Annotated in this window: 18 protein-coding genes; 14 read left to right on the forward strand and 4 right to left on the reverse strand. The window is 43.0% G+C overall.

Annotated elements, in window-relative coordinates:
* Positions 1–83: 83 nt before the first annotated feature.
* Complete coding sequence (locus FGK98_RS00570) at positions 84–800, reverse strand: GntR family transcriptional regulator (protein WP_138099623.1); 717 nt, start codon at positions 798–800, stop codon at positions 84–86.
* A gap of 316 nt (positions 801–1,116) precedes the next feature.
* Between FGK98_RS00570 and FGK98_RS00575 the strand changes: the two genes are divergently transcribed.
* The 13 genes from FGK98_RS00575 (at position 1,117) to FGK98_RS00645 (ending at position 13,119) form a co-directional block, all read left to right on the forward strand.
* Positions 1,117–2,904, forward strand: coding sequence for a glycoside hydrolase family 35 protein (locus FGK98_RS00575; protein ID WP_138099624.1), 1,788 nt, complete (start codon positions 1,117–1,119; stop codon positions 2,902–2,904).
* Positions 2,901–3,377: a PTS sugar transporter subunit IIB gene (locus FGK98_RS00580; RefSeq protein WP_000156962.1), complete on the forward strand. Its 477-nt coding sequence runs from the start codon at positions 2,901–2,903 to the stop codon at positions 3,375–3,377. Before FGK98_RS00575 ends, FGK98_RS00580 begins: the two co-directional genes overlap by 4 nt.
* Before the next feature lie 26 nt (positions 3,378–3,403).
* Positions 3,404–4,309: a PTS mannose/fructose/sorbose/N-acetylgalactosamine transporter subunit IIC gene (locus tag FGK98_RS00585; protein WP_138099625.1), complete on the forward strand. Its 906-nt coding sequence runs from the start codon at positions 3,404–3,406 to the stop codon at positions 4,307–4,309.
* Complete coding sequence (locus FGK98_RS00590; RefSeq protein WP_000185283.1) at positions 4,296–5,117, forward strand: PTS system mannose/fructose/sorbose family transporter subunit IID; 822 nt, start codon at positions 4,296–4,298, stop codon at positions 5,115–5,117. Before FGK98_RS00585 ends, FGK98_RS00590 begins: the two co-directional genes overlap by 14 nt.
* A 3-nt stretch (positions 5,118–5,120) precedes the next feature.
* Complete coding sequence (locus FGK98_RS00595; protein ID WP_138099626.1) at positions 5,121–5,525, forward strand: PTS sugar transporter subunit IIA; 405 nt, start codon at positions 5,121–5,123, stop codon at positions 5,523–5,525.
* Positions 5,526–5,796: 271 nt separating this feature from the next.
* On the forward strand, positions 5,797–6,963 hold the full coding sequence (locus FGK98_RS00605) for an SIS domain-containing protein (RefSeq protein ID WP_138099628.1): 1,167 nt from the start codon (positions 5,797–5,799) through the stop codon (positions 6,961–6,963).
* Between the two features lie 10 nt (positions 6,964–6,973).
* A complete protein-coding gene (lacD, locus tag FGK98_RS00610; protein ID WP_138099629.1) occupies positions 6,974–7,969 on the forward strand; it encodes a tagatose-bisphosphate aldolase in 996 nt (331 codons plus the stop codon).
* Positions 7,970–8,115: 146 nt separating this feature from the next.
* Positions 8,116–9,153: an aldose epimerase family protein gene (locus tag FGK98_RS00615; protein WP_138099630.1), complete on the forward strand. Its 1,038-nt coding sequence runs from the start codon at positions 8,116–8,118 to the stop codon at positions 9,151–9,153.
* Between the two features lie 106 nt (positions 9,154–9,259).
* On the forward strand, positions 9,260–10,114 hold the full coding sequence (locus tag FGK98_RS00620) for a VOC family protein (protein ID WP_138099631.1): 855 nt from the start codon (positions 9,260–9,262) through the stop codon (positions 10,112–10,114).
* 449 nt (positions 10,115–10,563) lie between these two features.
* Positions 10,564–10,821, forward strand: coding sequence for a metal-sensitive transcriptional regulator (locus tag FGK98_RS00630; protein ID WP_138099632.1), 258 nt, complete (start codon positions 10,564–10,566; stop codon positions 10,819–10,821).
* A 53-nt stretch (positions 10,822–10,874) separates the two neighbouring features.
* A complete protein-coding gene (locus FGK98_RS00635; protein WP_138099633.1) occupies positions 10,875–12,188 on the forward strand; it encodes a DUF6630 family protein in 1,314 nt (437 codons plus the stop codon).
* A gap of 31 nt (positions 12,189–12,219) precedes the next feature.
* Positions 12,220–12,498 (forward strand): hypothetical protein, encoded by a 279-nt coding sequence (locus tag FGK98_RS00640; protein WP_138099634.1) that lies wholly within the window; start codon positions 12,220–12,222, stop codon positions 12,496–12,498.
* Positions 12,499–12,630: 132 nt separating this feature from the next.
* Entirely contained in the window at positions 12,631–13,119 is a 489-nt protein-coding gene (locus tag FGK98_RS00645; protein ID WP_138099635.1) for a prolyl-tRNA synthetase associated domain-containing protein, read from the forward strand.
* A 40-nt stretch (positions 13,120–13,159) separates the two neighbouring features.
* Here FGK98_RS00645 and FGK98_RS00650 read toward each other — a convergent pair whose 3' ends face one another.
* Genes FGK98_RS00650 through FGK98_RS00660 form a run of 3 tightly spaced genes read right to left on the reverse strand, consistent with a single transcriptional unit; the run spans position 13,160 to position 15,430 of the window.
* Positions 13,160–13,456 carry a rhodanese-like domain-containing protein gene (locus FGK98_RS00650; RefSeq protein WP_138099636.1) on the reverse strand — a complete coding sequence of 99 codons (297 nt, stop codon included), beginning with the start codon at positions 13,454–13,456 and terminating at the stop codon, positions 13,160–13,162.
* A complete protein-coding gene (locus tag FGK98_RS00655; RefSeq protein ID WP_138099637.1) occupies positions 13,446–15,101 on the reverse strand; it encodes an FAD-dependent oxidoreductase in 1,656 nt (551 codons plus the stop codon). Before FGK98_RS00655 ends, FGK98_RS00650 begins: the two co-directional genes overlap by 11 nt.
* Before the next feature lie 20 nt (positions 15,102–15,121).
* A complete protein-coding gene (locus tag FGK98_RS00660; RefSeq protein ID WP_045616666.1) occupies positions 15,122–15,430 on the reverse strand; it encodes a rhodanese-like domain-containing protein in 309 nt (102 codons plus the stop codon).
* A gap of 187 nt (positions 15,431–15,617) precedes the next feature.
* On the opposite strand from FGK98_RS00660, the gene FGK98_RS00665 reads away from it, so the two are divergent.
* Positions 15,618–16,181, forward strand: coding sequence for a sugar O-acetyltransferase (locus tag FGK98_RS00665; protein WP_138099638.1), 564 nt, complete (start codon positions 15,618–15,620; stop codon positions 16,179–16,181).
* Positions 16,182–16,231 lie beyond the last annotated feature (50 nt).

Consider the following 16,231-nt stretch of genomic DNA (forward strand, 5'->3'; position numbering starts at 1 on the left):
ATTTACCTTTTATCGTATGTTCATACTAAATGGTGCATGCTATAATAGATATAGAAAAACCCGAGTCTAAGCTCAGGTTTTTCTTATCGGCCTCGATTACTTGAGATAAATTTAATCTTGTAGTAATCTGCTCGCTTATAAGTTTCGCTATAGGCCAGAACTTGACCAGTAGCTTCTAGCTTGGTTGTCTTGGTTTGGAAGACTGTTGGGAATTGTGTATCGATTCCTAATACAGAAGCAGCGTGCTCTGGGGTTGGGAATGTAATCTCATTGATTTCCTCAAAATGCTCATCAGTCATGTGGATGTGGTAGTCCAACTTGAACCGTGTATAGATAGAACTATAGTAGTCAAGATTTGGATAGTTGGCATTGATATATTGTTCGGGAATATAAGAGGTGTGGTAGATATAAGTTACGTCATTACTTTGACGAATTCGTTCGATCTTGTAGTAGAACTGGTCTCCACGCAAACCAAGTTTTTCCAAATATTCAAGCTTATTTCCACGTTCGATAGAAAGGACGGTTACCTTATCATCTTTTGTTTCAAAAATTTCGACATCTGAAAATTCAACGAGTTTGTGCTTACGAGCGCGTGATACAAATGTCCCTTTTCCTTGCTGACGGACAATATAGCCATCTTTGGCAAGGTCGTTCAAAGCGCGTACGACGGTAATAGAACTCACATCATACATGGCGATCAATTCTGCTTCAGTATAAAATTTGTCTCCACTCGCAAATTGACCTGAGATGATTTTATTCTTGAGTTCGTCTTTAATATATTGGTATTTTGGAATAGCCATAATTTCACCTCGATTTTTTTCTTTCTCCTTCTTTGATTTTACCACAAACACAAAGAAAATAGTAGCATTTAGATGAAAAAATAACATAATACATTAAAAATATTATTTTGCACATATATAAAAGCGTCATCGAAACAGAGGTCGTGCAAACTCCCTCATTTCATGCTATTTTTTAGATAATTTTGGTAAAAAATAAGTAAAAAAATAGAAAAATTTTAAAGAATTTTCTAAAACCTATTGACAAATGCACGAGATTTGATTATAGTTAATATTATAACAAATGAAAGCGCAAACTTAATTAGTCAGAGGTAGTAACATGACAAGATTTAAAATTGAGGACGATTTCTACTTAGACGGTGAACCGTTCAAGATTTTATCCGGCGCCATTCATTATTTTAGGATTCCAGCAGAGGATTGGTATCATTCCCTCTACAACTTAAAGGCGCTTGGCTTTAATACAGTCGAGACTTATGTAGCATGGAATTTACATGAACCCGTTGAAGGGGAATTTGATTTTGAAGGTGCCAGGAATTTGGAGAGATTTCTTCAAATAGCACAAGATTTGGGTCTCTATGCCATTGTACGTCCGTCCCCATTTATCTGTGCTGAGTGGGAGTTCGGTGGTTTACCGGCTTGGCTCTTGACCAAGGACATGCGAATCCGCTCGTCCGACTCGGCCTACATCGAGGCGGTTGCTCGCTATTATGACCAATTATTACCAAGGCTTGTGCCTCGCTTGTTGGACAATGGTGGGAACATTCTCATGATGCAAGTTGAAAACGAGTACGGCTCATATGGTGAGGATAAGTCTTATCTGAGAGCGATTCGAAAATTGATGGAAGACCGAGGGATTGATTGCCCACTCTTTACTTCAGATGGCCCTTGGAGGGCTACTCTGAAAGCCGGAACCTTGATTGAAGATGATCTCTTTGTGACAGGAAACTTCGGTTCTAAGGCTCCTTACAACTTTTCACAGATGCAGGAATTCTTCGATGAGTATGGCAAGAAATGGCCACTCATGTGTATGGAGTTCTGGGATGGCTGGTTCAACCGTTGGAAAGAACCCATCATCACGCGTGATCCAAAAGAGTTGGCAGAAGCTGTTCGAGAGGTGTTAGAGCAAGGCTCCATCAACCTTTATATGTTCCATGGTGGAACAAACTTTGGTTTCATGAATGGTTGCTCGGCTCGAGGAACTCTAGATTTGCCACAAGTTACATCTTACGATTATGATGCCCTTCTGGATGAAGAAGGAAATCCAACTGCTAAATACCTGGCAGTCAAGAAGATGATGGCAACACACTTCCCAGAGTATCCACAGTTGGAACCGCTTTACAAGGAAAGCATGGAAATGGAATCCATTCCACTAGTCGAAAAAGTTTCCTTGTTTGAAACCCTGGATAGCCTGGCAAGCCCAACTGAAAGTCTCTATCCAAAAGCGATGGAAGAACTTGGTCAAAGTTATGGCTACCTTCTTTATCGTACCGAAGCAAGTTGGGATGCGGAAGAGGAACGTCTCCGTATCATCGATGGACGTGACCGAGCTCAACTCTATGTAGATGGGCAATGGATCGCCACTCAATACCAGACAGAAATTGGTGAAGATATCTACTGTCAGGGAAATCGAGAAGGCTTTTCAGAGATTGACATCTTGATCGAAAATATGGGGCGTGTCAACTATGGACATAAGTTCTTGGCAGATACGCAACGTAAAGGAATTCGCACAGGTGTCTGCAAGGATCTACACTTCATGTTAAATTGGAAACAATATCCACTTCCATTGGATAATCCTGAGAAAATTGATTTTTCAAAAGGATGGACAAAAGGACAACCAGCCTTTTACGCATATGACTTTACAGTCGAAGATCCAAAAGATACTTACTTAGATCTATCTGAGTTTGGTAAGGGAGTTGCCTTTGTCAACGGGCGTCACCTAGGACGTTTCTGGAATGTCGGCCCGACCCTCTCACTTTATATCCCTCATAGCTATCTCAAGGAAGGTGCTAACCGCATCATCATCTTTGAAACTGAAGGTGAATATAAAGAAGAGATTCATTTAACTCGTAAACCTACACTAAAACACATAAAGGGGGAAAACTTATGACAATTGTAGGATGCCGTATCGATGGACGTTTGATCCACGGTCAAGTAGCCAATCTTTGGGCAGGGAAACTAAACGTTTCGCGCATTATGGTTGTAGACGACGAAGTCGTTAACAACGATATTGAAAAGAGTGGCTTGAAACTTGCTACACCACCAGGTGTGAAACTTAGTATCTTGCCGGTTGAAAAAGCGGCAGCGAATATCCTTGCTGGTAAATACGATAGCCAACGTCTCTTTATCGTTGCACGTAAACCAGACCGTTTCCTTGGTTTGGTTGAAGCAGGTGTTCCGCTTGAAACACTCAATGTCGGCAATATGTCTCAAACACCAGAAACTCGCCCTATCACACGTTCTATCAACGTGGTAGATAAGGATGTGGAAGACTTCCACAAACTGGCAGAAAAAGGTGTTAAACTCACTGCTCAAATGGTTCCAAACGATCCCGTATCAGACTTTTTGAGTTTATTAAAATAGGAAAAAATTTTTAGGAGGTCATTGTTATGATACAATGGTGGCAAATTTTACTTCTCACTTTGTACTCAGCTTATCAAATCTGTGATGAGTTGACAATCGTTTCATCTGCAGGTTCCCCTGTATTCGCTGGTTTCATTACCGGTTTAGTCATGGGAGATTTGACTACTGGTTTGTTTATCGGTGGTAGCTTGCAGTTATTCGTACTTGGGGTAGGTACCTTTGGTGGTGCTTCTCGTATTGACGCAACTTCTGGTGCGGTTCTTGCGACAGCCTTCTCTGTTTCACAAGGAATTGATACAGCACTTGCGATTACAACAATCGCTGTGCCAGTAGCAGCTCTCTTGACATACTTCGACGTTCTTGGACGTATGACAACTACTTTCTTCGCTCACCGTGTGGATGCTGCAATCGAACGCTTTGACTATAAAGGTATTGAACGCAACTACCTACTTGGTGCGATTCCTTGGGCTCTTTCACGTGCCCTTCCAGTATTCTTCGCCCTTGCTTTTGGTGGAGAATTCGTACAAGGTGTTGTAAACCTTGTTAAAGAATACCAATGGATTGCAGACGGTTTGACACTTGCAGGACGTATGCTTCCAGGTCTCGGATTTGCAATCTTGCTTCGTTACCTTCCAGTTAAACGTAACCTTCACTACCTTGCAATGGGATTCGGTTTGACAGCTATGTTGACTGTTCTTTACTCATATGTAACAGGTCTTGGTGGCGCAGTTGCTGGTATCGTAGGTACTCTACCTAAAGATGTGGCTGAAAAAATTGCTTTTGTCAACAACTTTAAAGGTTTGTCTATGATTGGTATCTCTATCGTAGGTATCTTCCTTGCAGTGCTTCACTTCAAAAATAGCCAAAAAGTAGCTGTAGCAGCACCTTCTACACCATCAGAAAGTGGGGAAATCGAAGATGACGAATTCTAATTACAAACTTACAAAAGAAGATTTTAATCAAATCAACAAACGTAGCTTGTTTACTTTCCAATTAGGTTGGAACTATGAGCGTATGCAAGCTTCTGGTTACCTTTACATGATCTTGCCTCAATTGCGTAAAATGTATGGGGATGGAACTCCTGAATTGAAAGAAATGATGAAAGTTCATACTCAATTCTTCAATACTTCTCCATTCTTCCACACCATTATCGCTGGTTTTGACCTTGCCATGGAAGAAAAAGATGGTGTAGGTTCAAAAGATGCCGTTAACGGTATCAAGACAGGTTTGATGGGACCATTCGCTCCTCTTGGAGACACAATCTTTGGTTCACTTGTACCTGCTATCATGGGATCTATCGCAGCAACTATGGCTATCGCTGGCCAACCATGGGGTATCTTCCTTTGGATCGCAGTTGCAGTTGCTTATGACATCTTCCGTTGGAAACAGTTGGAATTTGCCTACAAAGAAGGGGTTAACCTTATCAACAACATGCAAAGTACTTTGACAGCTTTGATTGACGCTGCATCTGTACTTGGTGTCTTCATGATGGGTGCTCTTGTAGCAACAATGATCAACTTTGACATTTCTTACAAATTGCCAATCGGTGAAAAATTGATTGACTTCCAAGATATCTTGAACTCAATCTTCCCACGCTTGCTTCCAGCAATCTTTACTGCCTTCATCTTCTGGTTGCTTGGTAAGAAAGGTATGAACTCTACTAAAGCGATCGGTATCATTATCGTTCTTGCAGTAGGTCTTTCATTCATCGGTAAATTCTTGCTTGGAATGGGCGCATAATTTATGGTGAAATCGTTAATTTTGGTGAGTCATGGTCGTTTTTGTGAAGAACTTAAAGGTAGCACGGAAATGATCATGGGTCCACAAGACAACATTCATGCAGTGGCTCTTCTTCCAGAAGATGGCCCAGAAGAATTTACTGCAAAATTTGAAGCTGCTATCGAAGGTTTAGATGATTTCCTAGTCTTTGCGGATCTTCTCGGTGGAACACCATGTAACGTGGTGAGCCGCTTGATTATGGAAGGTCGCGACATTGAACTCTACGCAGGGATGAATCTTCCGATGGTGATTGAATTTATCAATGCGAGCCTTACAGGCACAGATGCGGACTATAAGAGCCGTGCTGCAGAAAGCATTGTGAAAGTCAATGATTTGTTAGCAGGCTTCGATGATGACGAAGATGAATAATACTCTTCGAAAATCAAATTCAAACCACGTCAGCGTCGCCTTGCCGTATAGATGTTACTGACTTCGTCAGTCTTATCCGGCAACCTCAAAGCAGTGCTTTGAGCAGCCTGCGGCTAGCTTCCTAGTTTGCTCTTTGATTTTCATTGAGTATACGATGTGACAACGGCTAAATTCGTTAGAACAGCTTGTATAGAATATACATGGGAATGGGAGTAAATCCCATTCCCATATTTTCAATAGGAATGAAACAATAATAGATTAGAGGAACTCTATGCTAAATTACACAAAAGAAGAATTACTTGAACTGGGTGCAGAAATTACGACTCGTGAAATCTACCAACAGCCTGATGTATGGAAAGAGGCTTTTGAAGCCTATCAAGCGAAACGTGAAGAAATTGCAGCCTTTCTGCAAGGTATCGCTGATAAACATGATTATATCAAGGTCATCTTGACGGGTGCTGGTACTTCTGCTTATGTGGGAGATACCTTGGTACCATACTTTAAGGAAGTTTATGACGAACGCAAATGGAACTTCAATGCCATTGCGACAACAGATATTGTAGCCAATCCAGAAACCTATCTGAAAAAAGATGTGGCAACTGTCCTTGTATCCTTTGCTCGTAGTGGGAATTCGCCTGAAAGTGTAGCGACTGTTGATCTGGCTAAAGCCTTGGTTGATGACCTCTATCAAGTGACCATTACATGTGCTGCTGAAGGGAAATTGGCTCTTCAAGCGCATGGTGATGACCGCAATCTTTTGCTCTTGCAACCAGCTGCCTCTAATGACGCTGGATTTGCCATGACTTCTAGCTTTACGTCCATGATGTTGACAGCACTCTTGGTGTTTGACCCTACAGAATTTGCTGTTAAAGCTGAACGTTTTGAAGTTGTGGCTAGCCTTGCCCGTAAGGTCCTAGACAATGCAGCAGATGTCAAAGAGTTGGTTGACCTCGACTTTAACCGTGTCATCTATCTGGGTGCAGGTCCTTTCTTCGGTCTTGCTCATGAAGCTCAGTTGAAGATTTTGGAATTAACAGCTGGTCAAGTGGCGACCATGTATGAAAGCCCAGTTGGCTTCCGCCATGGTCCAAAATCATTGATTAATCAAGATACAGTTGTTTTGGTATTTGGTACAACGACAGACCACACTCGCAAGTATGACTTGGACTTGGTTCGTGAAGTTGCTGGTGACCAGATTGCTCGTCGTGTCGTACTTTTGAGTGATCAAGCCTTTGGTCTTGAAAATGTCAAAGAAGTAGCTCTTGGCTGCGGTGGAGTCTTGAATGATATTTACCGTGTCTTCCCTTACATCATTTATGCCCAACTCTTTGCCCTTTTGACTTCGCTCAAAGTGGAAAACAAACCAGATACACCGTCTCCTACAGGTACAGTAAACCGTGTGGTACAAGGTGTTATCATTCATGACTATCAAAAATAAGGAAGTATCTATGAGTAAATTACAATTAAGTCCGAATAAAGTAGCTTGCTTGCAAAAACTCTCTGACGAGAACGGCATTATCTCAGCTCTTGCCTTTGACCAACGTGGCGCTTTGAAACGCCTCATGGCCCAATACCAAACGGAAGAACCAACAGTCGCTCAAATGGAAGAACTCAAAGTCTTGGTTGCAGATGAATTGACAAAATACGCATCCTCTATGCTTCTTGACCCAGAGTATGGACTTCCAGCTACAAAAGCGCTTGATGCTAATGCTGGTCTTCTCCTAGCTTATGAGAAAACTGGCTACGACACAGCTAGCACTAAACGCTTGCCTGACTGCTTGGATGTTTGGTCTGCAAAACGCATCAAGGAACAAGGCGCAGACGCTGTTAAGTTCTTGCTTTACTATGACGTAGATAGTTCTGATGAACTCAACCAACAAAAACAAGCCTACATCGAACGCATCGGTTCAGAGTGTGTGGCGGAAGACATTCCATTCTTCCTTGAAATCTTGGCTTACGATGAAAAAATCGCTGACGCAGGCTCTGCAGAATACGCAAAAGTGAAACCACACAAGGTTATCGGTGCGATGAAGGTCTTCTCAGACCCACGCTTCAATATTGATGTTTTGAAAGTTGAAGTTCCAGTCAATGTGAAATACGTTGAAGGCTTTGGTGATGGTGAAATCGTCCATACTCGCGAAGAAGCAGCAGCCTTCTTCAAAGCACAAGATGAGGCAACGAACTTACCATACATCTATTTGAGTGCAGGTGTGTCAGCTAAACTCTTCCAAGAAACGCTTGTCTTTGCCCACGAATCAGGCGCAAACTTCAACGGAGTTCTTTGTGGCCGTGCAACATGGGCAGGATCAGTTGAAGCCTACATCAAAGACGGTGAAGCAGCAGCTCGTGAATGGCTTCGCACAACTGGTTTTGAGAACATTGACGAACTCAACAAGGTTCTTCAAACAACAGCGACTTCATGGACTGAACGAGTAGAAGCATAAAACAAGAATAGAAGAATTCCCTTTTGTTAAGAAGATACTTAAGGTTTTCTGACAAAGGATTCTGAAAATAGAAACTACAACCATAGATGGTGAATACACTTTCTATGGTTTGTTTACTTAAGAGAAATGGATCAAAGGAGAGAAGAATGAAAGCATACACAGAGCGTGTATTTGGAAATCACGAGGGCAAGGATGTCTTGGCCTATCGCTTTGAGACTGACGGCGGCTACCAGCTTGAAGTCATGACTTATGGTGCGACCATCTTACGCTATGTCACACCTGACAAGGCTGGTAATTTTGCCAATGTTATCTTGGGCTTTGATGACTTTGCTAGCTATATAGGCAATAGTCCCAAGCATGGAGCAAGTGTAGGTCCTGTAGCGGGCCGTATTGCAGGTGCAACATTTGAGCTCAATGGCCAGACCTATAATCTTGAAGTCAACAACGCTAGCAACTGTAACCACGGTGGTTCAACAGGTTGGGATGCGAACTTGTTTGAACTGGTTGAGGTGAGCGACCATGGCTTGACTCTCTACACAGAGCGTACAGACGGGACAGGGGGATTCCCTGGTAATCTCAAGATTTGGATCAGCTATCACTTGGAAGAAACTGGTGCCTACGAAGTCAGCTATAAGGTGACGACAGATCAGGATACGCTTGTCAATCCAACTAATCACAGCTACTTCAACTTGTCTGGTGATTTCACGCAGACAATTGACCGCCATGTCTTCCAACTAAATACGGAGGGCATTTACCCAATCGCTCCCGACGGTGTTCCAGCTAAGACTCCAGATGCTGATCGTGATGCAGTGAAACACATCTACAATGGTGCTTTGCTCAAGGATATCTTTGCAGAGGAAGATGAGCAAATCCAGTTGGTATCTGGTTTGGATCACCCATTTGCCCTTCCTACAGGTCATGACAATGCTGGTTTCCTTTATGACCAAAACTCAGGTCGCTTCCTACTTTTCAAGACAGAGGCCCCTTGCTTTGTGGTCTACTCAGCAAACTTTGTGGATGAGAGTGTCATCATAGCTGGTCAGCCAATGGTACAACACAATGGGATTGCCCTTGAAGCGCAGGTCTTACCAGATGCCATTCACAGTGACCTTAAAGACCAAGTTATTCTCAAAGCAGGGCAAACCTTTACTAGTAAAACTCGCTACGAGCTTGTTGTTAAATAAAAAGAAGAGCTGGTTTCCAGCTCTTTTGAGTTGTCTTCATTGACATTTTATCTCATTAGTGTATAATTGATGTAATCGATAAAGTTACAACAAGAGGAGATACCTTATGACTTATGCATACCAAAGCCACATTTACCTAGCAGAAGTGGTTTTAAATGTCAAGGATTTGGCAAGTCAAACGGCTTTTTATCACCAGATTATTGGCTTGGAGATTTTATCTCAAACAGAGACAGAAGCGATTTTGGGACTTGGTAAAAAAGCCTTGGTCCACTTGATTGAGACAGAAAAAGCTGGGGAAGTAAGGGAGCATTATGGGCTCTACCATCTGGCGATTTTGTTGCCGACACGAAAAGCCTTGGCAGATGTCTTGAAGCACCTAAGTGACTTGCGGATTCCTCTGGTTGGGGGTGCAGATCATGGATACAGCGAGGCTATTTATCTAGAGGATTTGGAAGGAAATGGCATTGAACTTTACCGTGATAAGCCAGTTTCTTCATGGGATATTCGAGAAGACGGTCGTATTATTGGTGTGACCGAGGCTCTTGCGGCACAGGACATCTATGAGTTGGGGGAAAAGGCAGAGCCCTTTTCCCTAGCCGAAGGGACGAGAATGGGACATATCCATCTATCGGTTAAGGATAGCCACGCGGCAAGTCAGTTTTATCAAAAGGTGTTGGGGCTGGAAGATAAATTTAGTATTCCTAGTGCTAGTTGGATAGCGGCAGGTCAGTACCATCACCACCTGGCTGTCAACGAATGGGCTGGAAAAGGTCTGGCTCCGCGTGAGCAAGGCTTGCCAGGCTTGGCCTACTACGCCCTTGAGGTCGAAAGCAAGGAAGAACTCTTGAACATCGTTAAGCAAGCACAAGAGCTAGAAGCTCCGATCAAGTGGTTACATTCGAGTGAAGTGGATCTTGTAGACCCAGACGGGATTGTGACACGCATTCGCTTGGCACGATGAGACGAGGAAAATACGTCATTTATTTTAGAGACATAGAAAAAGGCGGACAAGCTCGTATTCTGTTTTTAGAATAGAGACTTGTTCGCTTTTTATGGAATGATAAAGAGTGAAACCATTATAGCCAAACTGTAAAGGTAATCACCTGTTTTTTGTAGCTGACAAGGATTTTTCCTCTTTGAAGTTTGTAGCAGCTTTTTCTATATCTTGGACAAAGGTCTGCAAGATAGTGGGTAAGTAGGCTTCGCAAGGGCCATAGATAGAGTTCATAGGCTGGTCCATTCTAAGAATGGCTCGTATTGCTACGAGCATAGATTCTAATAGTATTTGTCATTCTATTATACCATGAAAGCGATAGCAGGGTAAGATTCTATAGATAAAGAGGGAACGAGAACTTTGACAAAGGAGTCCATTAGAGATATAATGAAGAAAAAGTGACCAAGGATAAATCAATGACAAACTCAAAGTATATTACACGGCTTAAACGCTCAGAAGGCCAGTTACGTGGTATCCAAAAAATGATAGAAGAAGAGCGTGATTGTGCAGATATCATTACCCAGTTGACAGCGGTTCGTTCGAGTGTGGAGCGTGTGATTGAGATGATCATTACCGAGAATCTCACAGCCTGCATCAACCAACCACTAGACGACCCTGGAGCTCAAAAAGAACGCTTAGAAAAGGCTGTTCAATACCTTATCAAACGAAAATAGTAGTTCTCTATGTGATAGAACAAGATAAGAAAGTAAATCACAGGAGGGGAAAGATGACAAAAGAAGAACGAGCAGAAAAATGGTTTCAGAGTGTTCCTGAAGCAGAAGCTATTCCTATACAAACCAAAATGGAGATCTGTAGTCAGGCAGCGAAGCGAATGGCGTTTATCTGGCTTGTACTACTTGGTGTGGAATGCTTGTCCCTATTCTGGGGCACTAGAGGAGAACTGTTCAATCAAGTAGCGGACTTTCTAAATCAGCTATCAGAAGGGAGTCCCACAAAAAATCGATATAAGGGTCTCGCACTTGCAGGGACTCTTATTTGTCTGCCTGTCTTGATTTTGCCTAGCGTTGTTGCCCATTTCTTTAGACAAGTTTGGATTCAAAAAGAGGCTGAAAAGGTAGTCAAAGTGATGACCCCTGTTACAAGTGATCAGCCTTATCTAGATGGAGATGAGGGAGCAGATTTTGCGAGTATTTCCGGAGGAATCTTTGCGGATTGGGTGCTAGATGATGGTGAGAAGGAACAAAATGGCTTTGAACTTGAGGAAGTATGGCAGCAACTGGCAGCTGTACAAGATGGTGATAGGGATTTTCTCATTTTAATACCTCAGCAACCAGTTAAACTAGAGGGGAGTCAGCTTGTATCGGATTTTGTACAGGTTTGTCAGGATGAAGATTCGGACGGTTTTCATTTTGAGATCAGTGTTGCCGATGCTGAACGGATCAATGAGAATGTAATCTACGAAAAAAATGGGCTGAGCAAGAAAGAAACTCAAGACATGCTTTGGGCATATTTGGAGAACAGAGTCACATCAGAGCTAGAAGACTGGGAAATTGTACTAGATATGCGGACAGATGAGCAGAAAAATATCGCAATCTATCAGGAAATAACCCAATTGCTAACAGATGATAGTGAGGTACGATCTCGTTTGACCTCCTGTTTTGAATCACCGAAAGCCTATTTCAAGCAGTATGCAGAGAGATATGACGTGCGGGGTATAGGAGAAGAAGCCAATGAAGCCACGATAAAATGGCTTGCTATTGCTGATGAACTGCTTGCTGTGGATGCAGTCATTGAGTTAGACTGGAAGACAGATAAGGACGAATTTCTGTACCAACTAGCACCTCTGGCAGCTAAACAAACTCTTGATTTGGAGGAGAATTGGTTCGACGAGGGTGATGACATCCCTACTTGGTGTAAAATTTTGGACGAAAGATGGGCTGGACACGATTTCTGTCTTGCTTGTATGGATATTAATAGTGATAGTTATGTGCTATTTATCTGCAAGAGGGATATTCTGGAAAAATTAATCACCTTGAGTCACACAATCAATCAGCGTTTCGGCTATGCAAAAAATATGTAATTGCTAGTGTATTTCAAGGAGGGAGTTCAAGATGATTTTTGCATTTAAGGATGCACCCAACACAGCCTGTATAGTTTGTCACCATGTCTTGGCTGGGAAAAATCCGATCACCTTTATCTCCCACGATGAAGAGGATGGCATGTGGCAATTTTTGTGTTCAGATGACCACACTGGAGAGGATGCACGCCTCATTTCCCTAGCTGAAGCATTTAAACTAGACGCATCTATCGGACAAGTCGCGTATATACCTTGTGGCTATGCGGTGGAAAGAAAAGATATGCTTACTGGCTGGAAACCATGCCCATCTTAACAGTTGGGGTTCCGTCTAAGACAACTTGTATGAAAATGAAAGAAACCTAGAGATGCTTGGATACAAATTGGAAGAAAACCCATTGTTGTTGTATAATTAAAGGTGGCAAGACAAGTTAAAGGAGGCCAGCAAATGGAAGCATACGAAAAAGTAGTAGAAATGCTAAATGGGCTAGATATTCCTTTTGAAATCGTGGAGCACGATCCAGCCTTAACGACGGAGCAGGCAGATAGTTTTATCGAAGGAATCGAAGGTGTCCGTACCAAAACCATGTTTCTCACCAACAAAAAGAAAACAGCCTATTGTCTCGTGATTATGGATGATAAGAAACGTTTGGATATGGACCTCTTGAAAGACTTGGTAGGAGCCAATAGAATCCGTATGGCTTCCTCTGAGAGCTTGTTTGAAAAAATGATGTTACCAGCAGGTGTTGTTTCTCCATTTGGCTTGCTGAACAATACTGACAAGGATATTCAAGTTTATTTCGACAAAGAAATCACGTCGGAAAAACGGATGAGTTTCCACCCCAATACCAACGAGAAAACCCTTTTTTTGGACACGACAGATATACTCAAATTCCTAGAAGCCATTGGTTACGAGTTCCATATCATTGAGTTGTAAAAACGAAAAAACCGATTAAGTTTCTTAATCGGTTTTTTACTTATTCTACTTGACCAGGCCAAGCATTCATACCACCTTCTACATTGGTAACGGTGAGGCCTTGGGCGCTGAGAAATTGACAGGCAGAGGCAGAACGCACTCCACCTTGGCATATGACATGGTATTCATGGTCCGGTTTGAGTTCTTTGTAGTCTTGCTCCAAGGTACTTAACGGAAGATTTTTGGCACCTGGTGCATGTCCTGCTTGGAATTCATGTACTTCACGTACATCGATAAGATCTAGTTTTTCATTTTGATATTTTTCATAAAAGTTAGCCATGCTGATATTAGTTACCATATTCTACTCCTTCTGGGTTAGCCATTTTGTACAGTGAATAAGCGCCGTCAAGGTTTTGGACGGTAAATCCTGCTTGTTTGAGGATACGCTCTGCGATATAGCTGCGCAAACCGCTATGGCAGCTAACGATGTAGGCTTGATTCTTGTCCAGTTCGTCCAAGCGTTCTCGTAGTTCGTTTAGGGGGATGTGGATGGTATCGACTCTGAGTCGACCACTCTGGAATTCGCCACTTGTCCGTACATCTAAGAATTTCTTACCAGTAGCCAGTTCGTCTTCGAGCTGGTACCATTGAATATTGTCGCTTAAACCTTCGATTAGGTTCAAGGCCGCGTAGCCCAGCATGTTGACGGGATCCTTAGCGGAGCCAAATGGTGGCGCATAGGTGAACTCCAATTCTGGTAAGTCAAAGACGGTGAGATTTCCCTTGATAGCAGTTGCTAGGATATCAATTCGCTTGTCAACACCTTTCTTCCCAACTCCTTGGGCACCATAGATTTTTCCAGTGGTTGGTTCAAAGAGAAGCTTCAAGGTCATATCAGTAGCGCCTGGATAATAACCAGCGTGGTCTTTCCCACTGACATGAAGGGCCTTGTAAGGAAGTTGATTCATGACAAGGATACGTTCGCTGAGACCAGTCGAAGCAGCTGTCATATCAAAGGCACGAACGATGGCAGTACCGATACTGCCCTTGTTGGTACGACCGAGTCCTGCGATGACATCCGCTACTTGTCGTCCTTGACGATTGGCAGGAGAAGCTAGAGAGATGAGGGCATCTTGGCCCGTAATCTCTTGCTTGACGACGATGGCATCCCCAACTGCAAAAATATCTTTTTGACTGGTTTCGTAATGTTCATCGACCAGAATCCCACCACGGAGTCCCAGTTCAATCTCCGCAGCTTTAGCCAGTCCATTTTCAGGTTCAACACCAACAGAAAGGATGGTGAGGTCAGAAGTGATCTCTTGACCGTTTTCGAGAATGATGACTTTTCCTTGGTCTTCAAATCGAGTCGCAGACTGAGAAGTGATAACGCGAACACCGTTTGCCAGCAATTCTGCTTGGACAAAGGCCGCCATTTCGTGATCTAATGGTGGCAAGACATGGGGCGCTTTCTCAACGATAGTAACTTGCAATCCACGTTTGGCCAGATTTTCAGCCATTTCAAGCCCGATAAAGCCTGCACCGATAACGACAGCTTCTGTTGGATGATTGTCCAAGGCTGCCATAATTTCATCGAGATCGGGAACATTGCGGAGCGTATAGGTATTCTTAGTTTCTGCCAAACCCTCAATGGCAGGAACAAATGGTTTAGCTCCTGGGGAGAGGATCAACTTGTCATAGCTTTCTGTGAATTCCTGTCCATCGTGTCGCACTGTCACAGTGTGTTCTTCTGGCGAAATCTGGATGACTTCATGAAATGGGCGCACATCGAGATTAAATCGGGCCTTGAGACTTTCAGGAGTTTGGACCAATAAACTATCACGGTTTGCAATTTCTCCTGAAACATAGTAAGGAAGTCCGCAGTTTGCAAAGGAAACAAAGAGACCTTTCTCAAAAATAGTGATTTCAGCGTCTTCCATGAGACGTCTGAGACGGGTTGCTGCTGACATTCCGCCTGCAACTCCCCCGACAATGATAATTTTCATTGACTCTCTCCTTTATAAATCTAGATGACCTTGCCTGTCCAAGCACTCATACCGCCTCGGACATTGATGACATCGTAGCCTTTTTTCTTTAACTTCTTCGCAGCCATCTTACTGCGCACACCAGAATGACAAATGACATAAAGTGTTTCTTTTGTCGCTGGTGTATAAGATCCGATTTCGGATAGAGGGACATTCTTGGCATTTTTGATATGACCTCTATGGAATTCCGTAGGCGTCCGAACATCCAGTAGCTGAATCGGTTCTCTGAGTTTAGCTTCTAACTCGCTGGTAGAAATACTGTCAATTTTTGTAAATAATAAGTGAAACATAGGCACCTCCAAATATACCCTTATGGGGTATATTAAACCATGAAGTTAAGCTTTTGTCAAGCAAGTTGTTTTGAGTTGGGATGGGGAATGGTTTCGAGAGTCTAGAAAGAAGTCCTAGACCAGCTTATTCTTGACCTTTCAAAGCCTTTTTGATATGATGGCGTCAAAGTAAGTGTGAGGTGATAAGATGACCAGTGAATACCAGAAAATGATAGCGGGAGAACCCTATCATCCGTTTGATCCTGAGTTGCGGGGCTTGGCTCAGACAGCACGTCAGAAGCAGACAGACTTCAACCAGGAGTTAGATCCCTTGAAAGGGGCGGAGATTATCAAAAGTTGGTTTGGTTCAACTGGGCAAAATCTCTATGTCAATCCACGCCTGGTGGTTGATTATGGAATTAATATCCATCTCGGGGAAAATTTCTACTCCAATTGGAACTTGACCATGCTGGATGTTTGCCCGATTCGGATTGGTGACAATGCTATGATTGGTCCCAACTGTCAGTTCTTAACCCCACTCCATCCACTGGATCCGCATGAGCGCAATTCAGGGATCGAATACGGCAAGCCCATCACCATCGGTGACAATTTCTGGGCTGGTGGTGGTGTCATTGTTCTTCCTGGAGTGACACTGGGAAATAACGTAGTGGCGGGAGCAGGAGCTGTGATTACCAAATCCTTTGGAGACAATGTTGTCCTAGGTGGCAATCCTGCGCGAGTTATCAAGGAAATCCCTGTGAAAGAAAATTAAAAAGAACAGCTGGGGCTGTTCTTTTTGTAATCTTTACCTTAGTCTTATAA

The organism is Streptococcus australis, assembly GCF_901543175.1.
GTDB classification, from domain to species: domain Bacteria; phylum Bacillota; class Bacilli; order Lactobacillales; family Streptococcaceae; genus Streptococcus; species Streptococcus australis_A.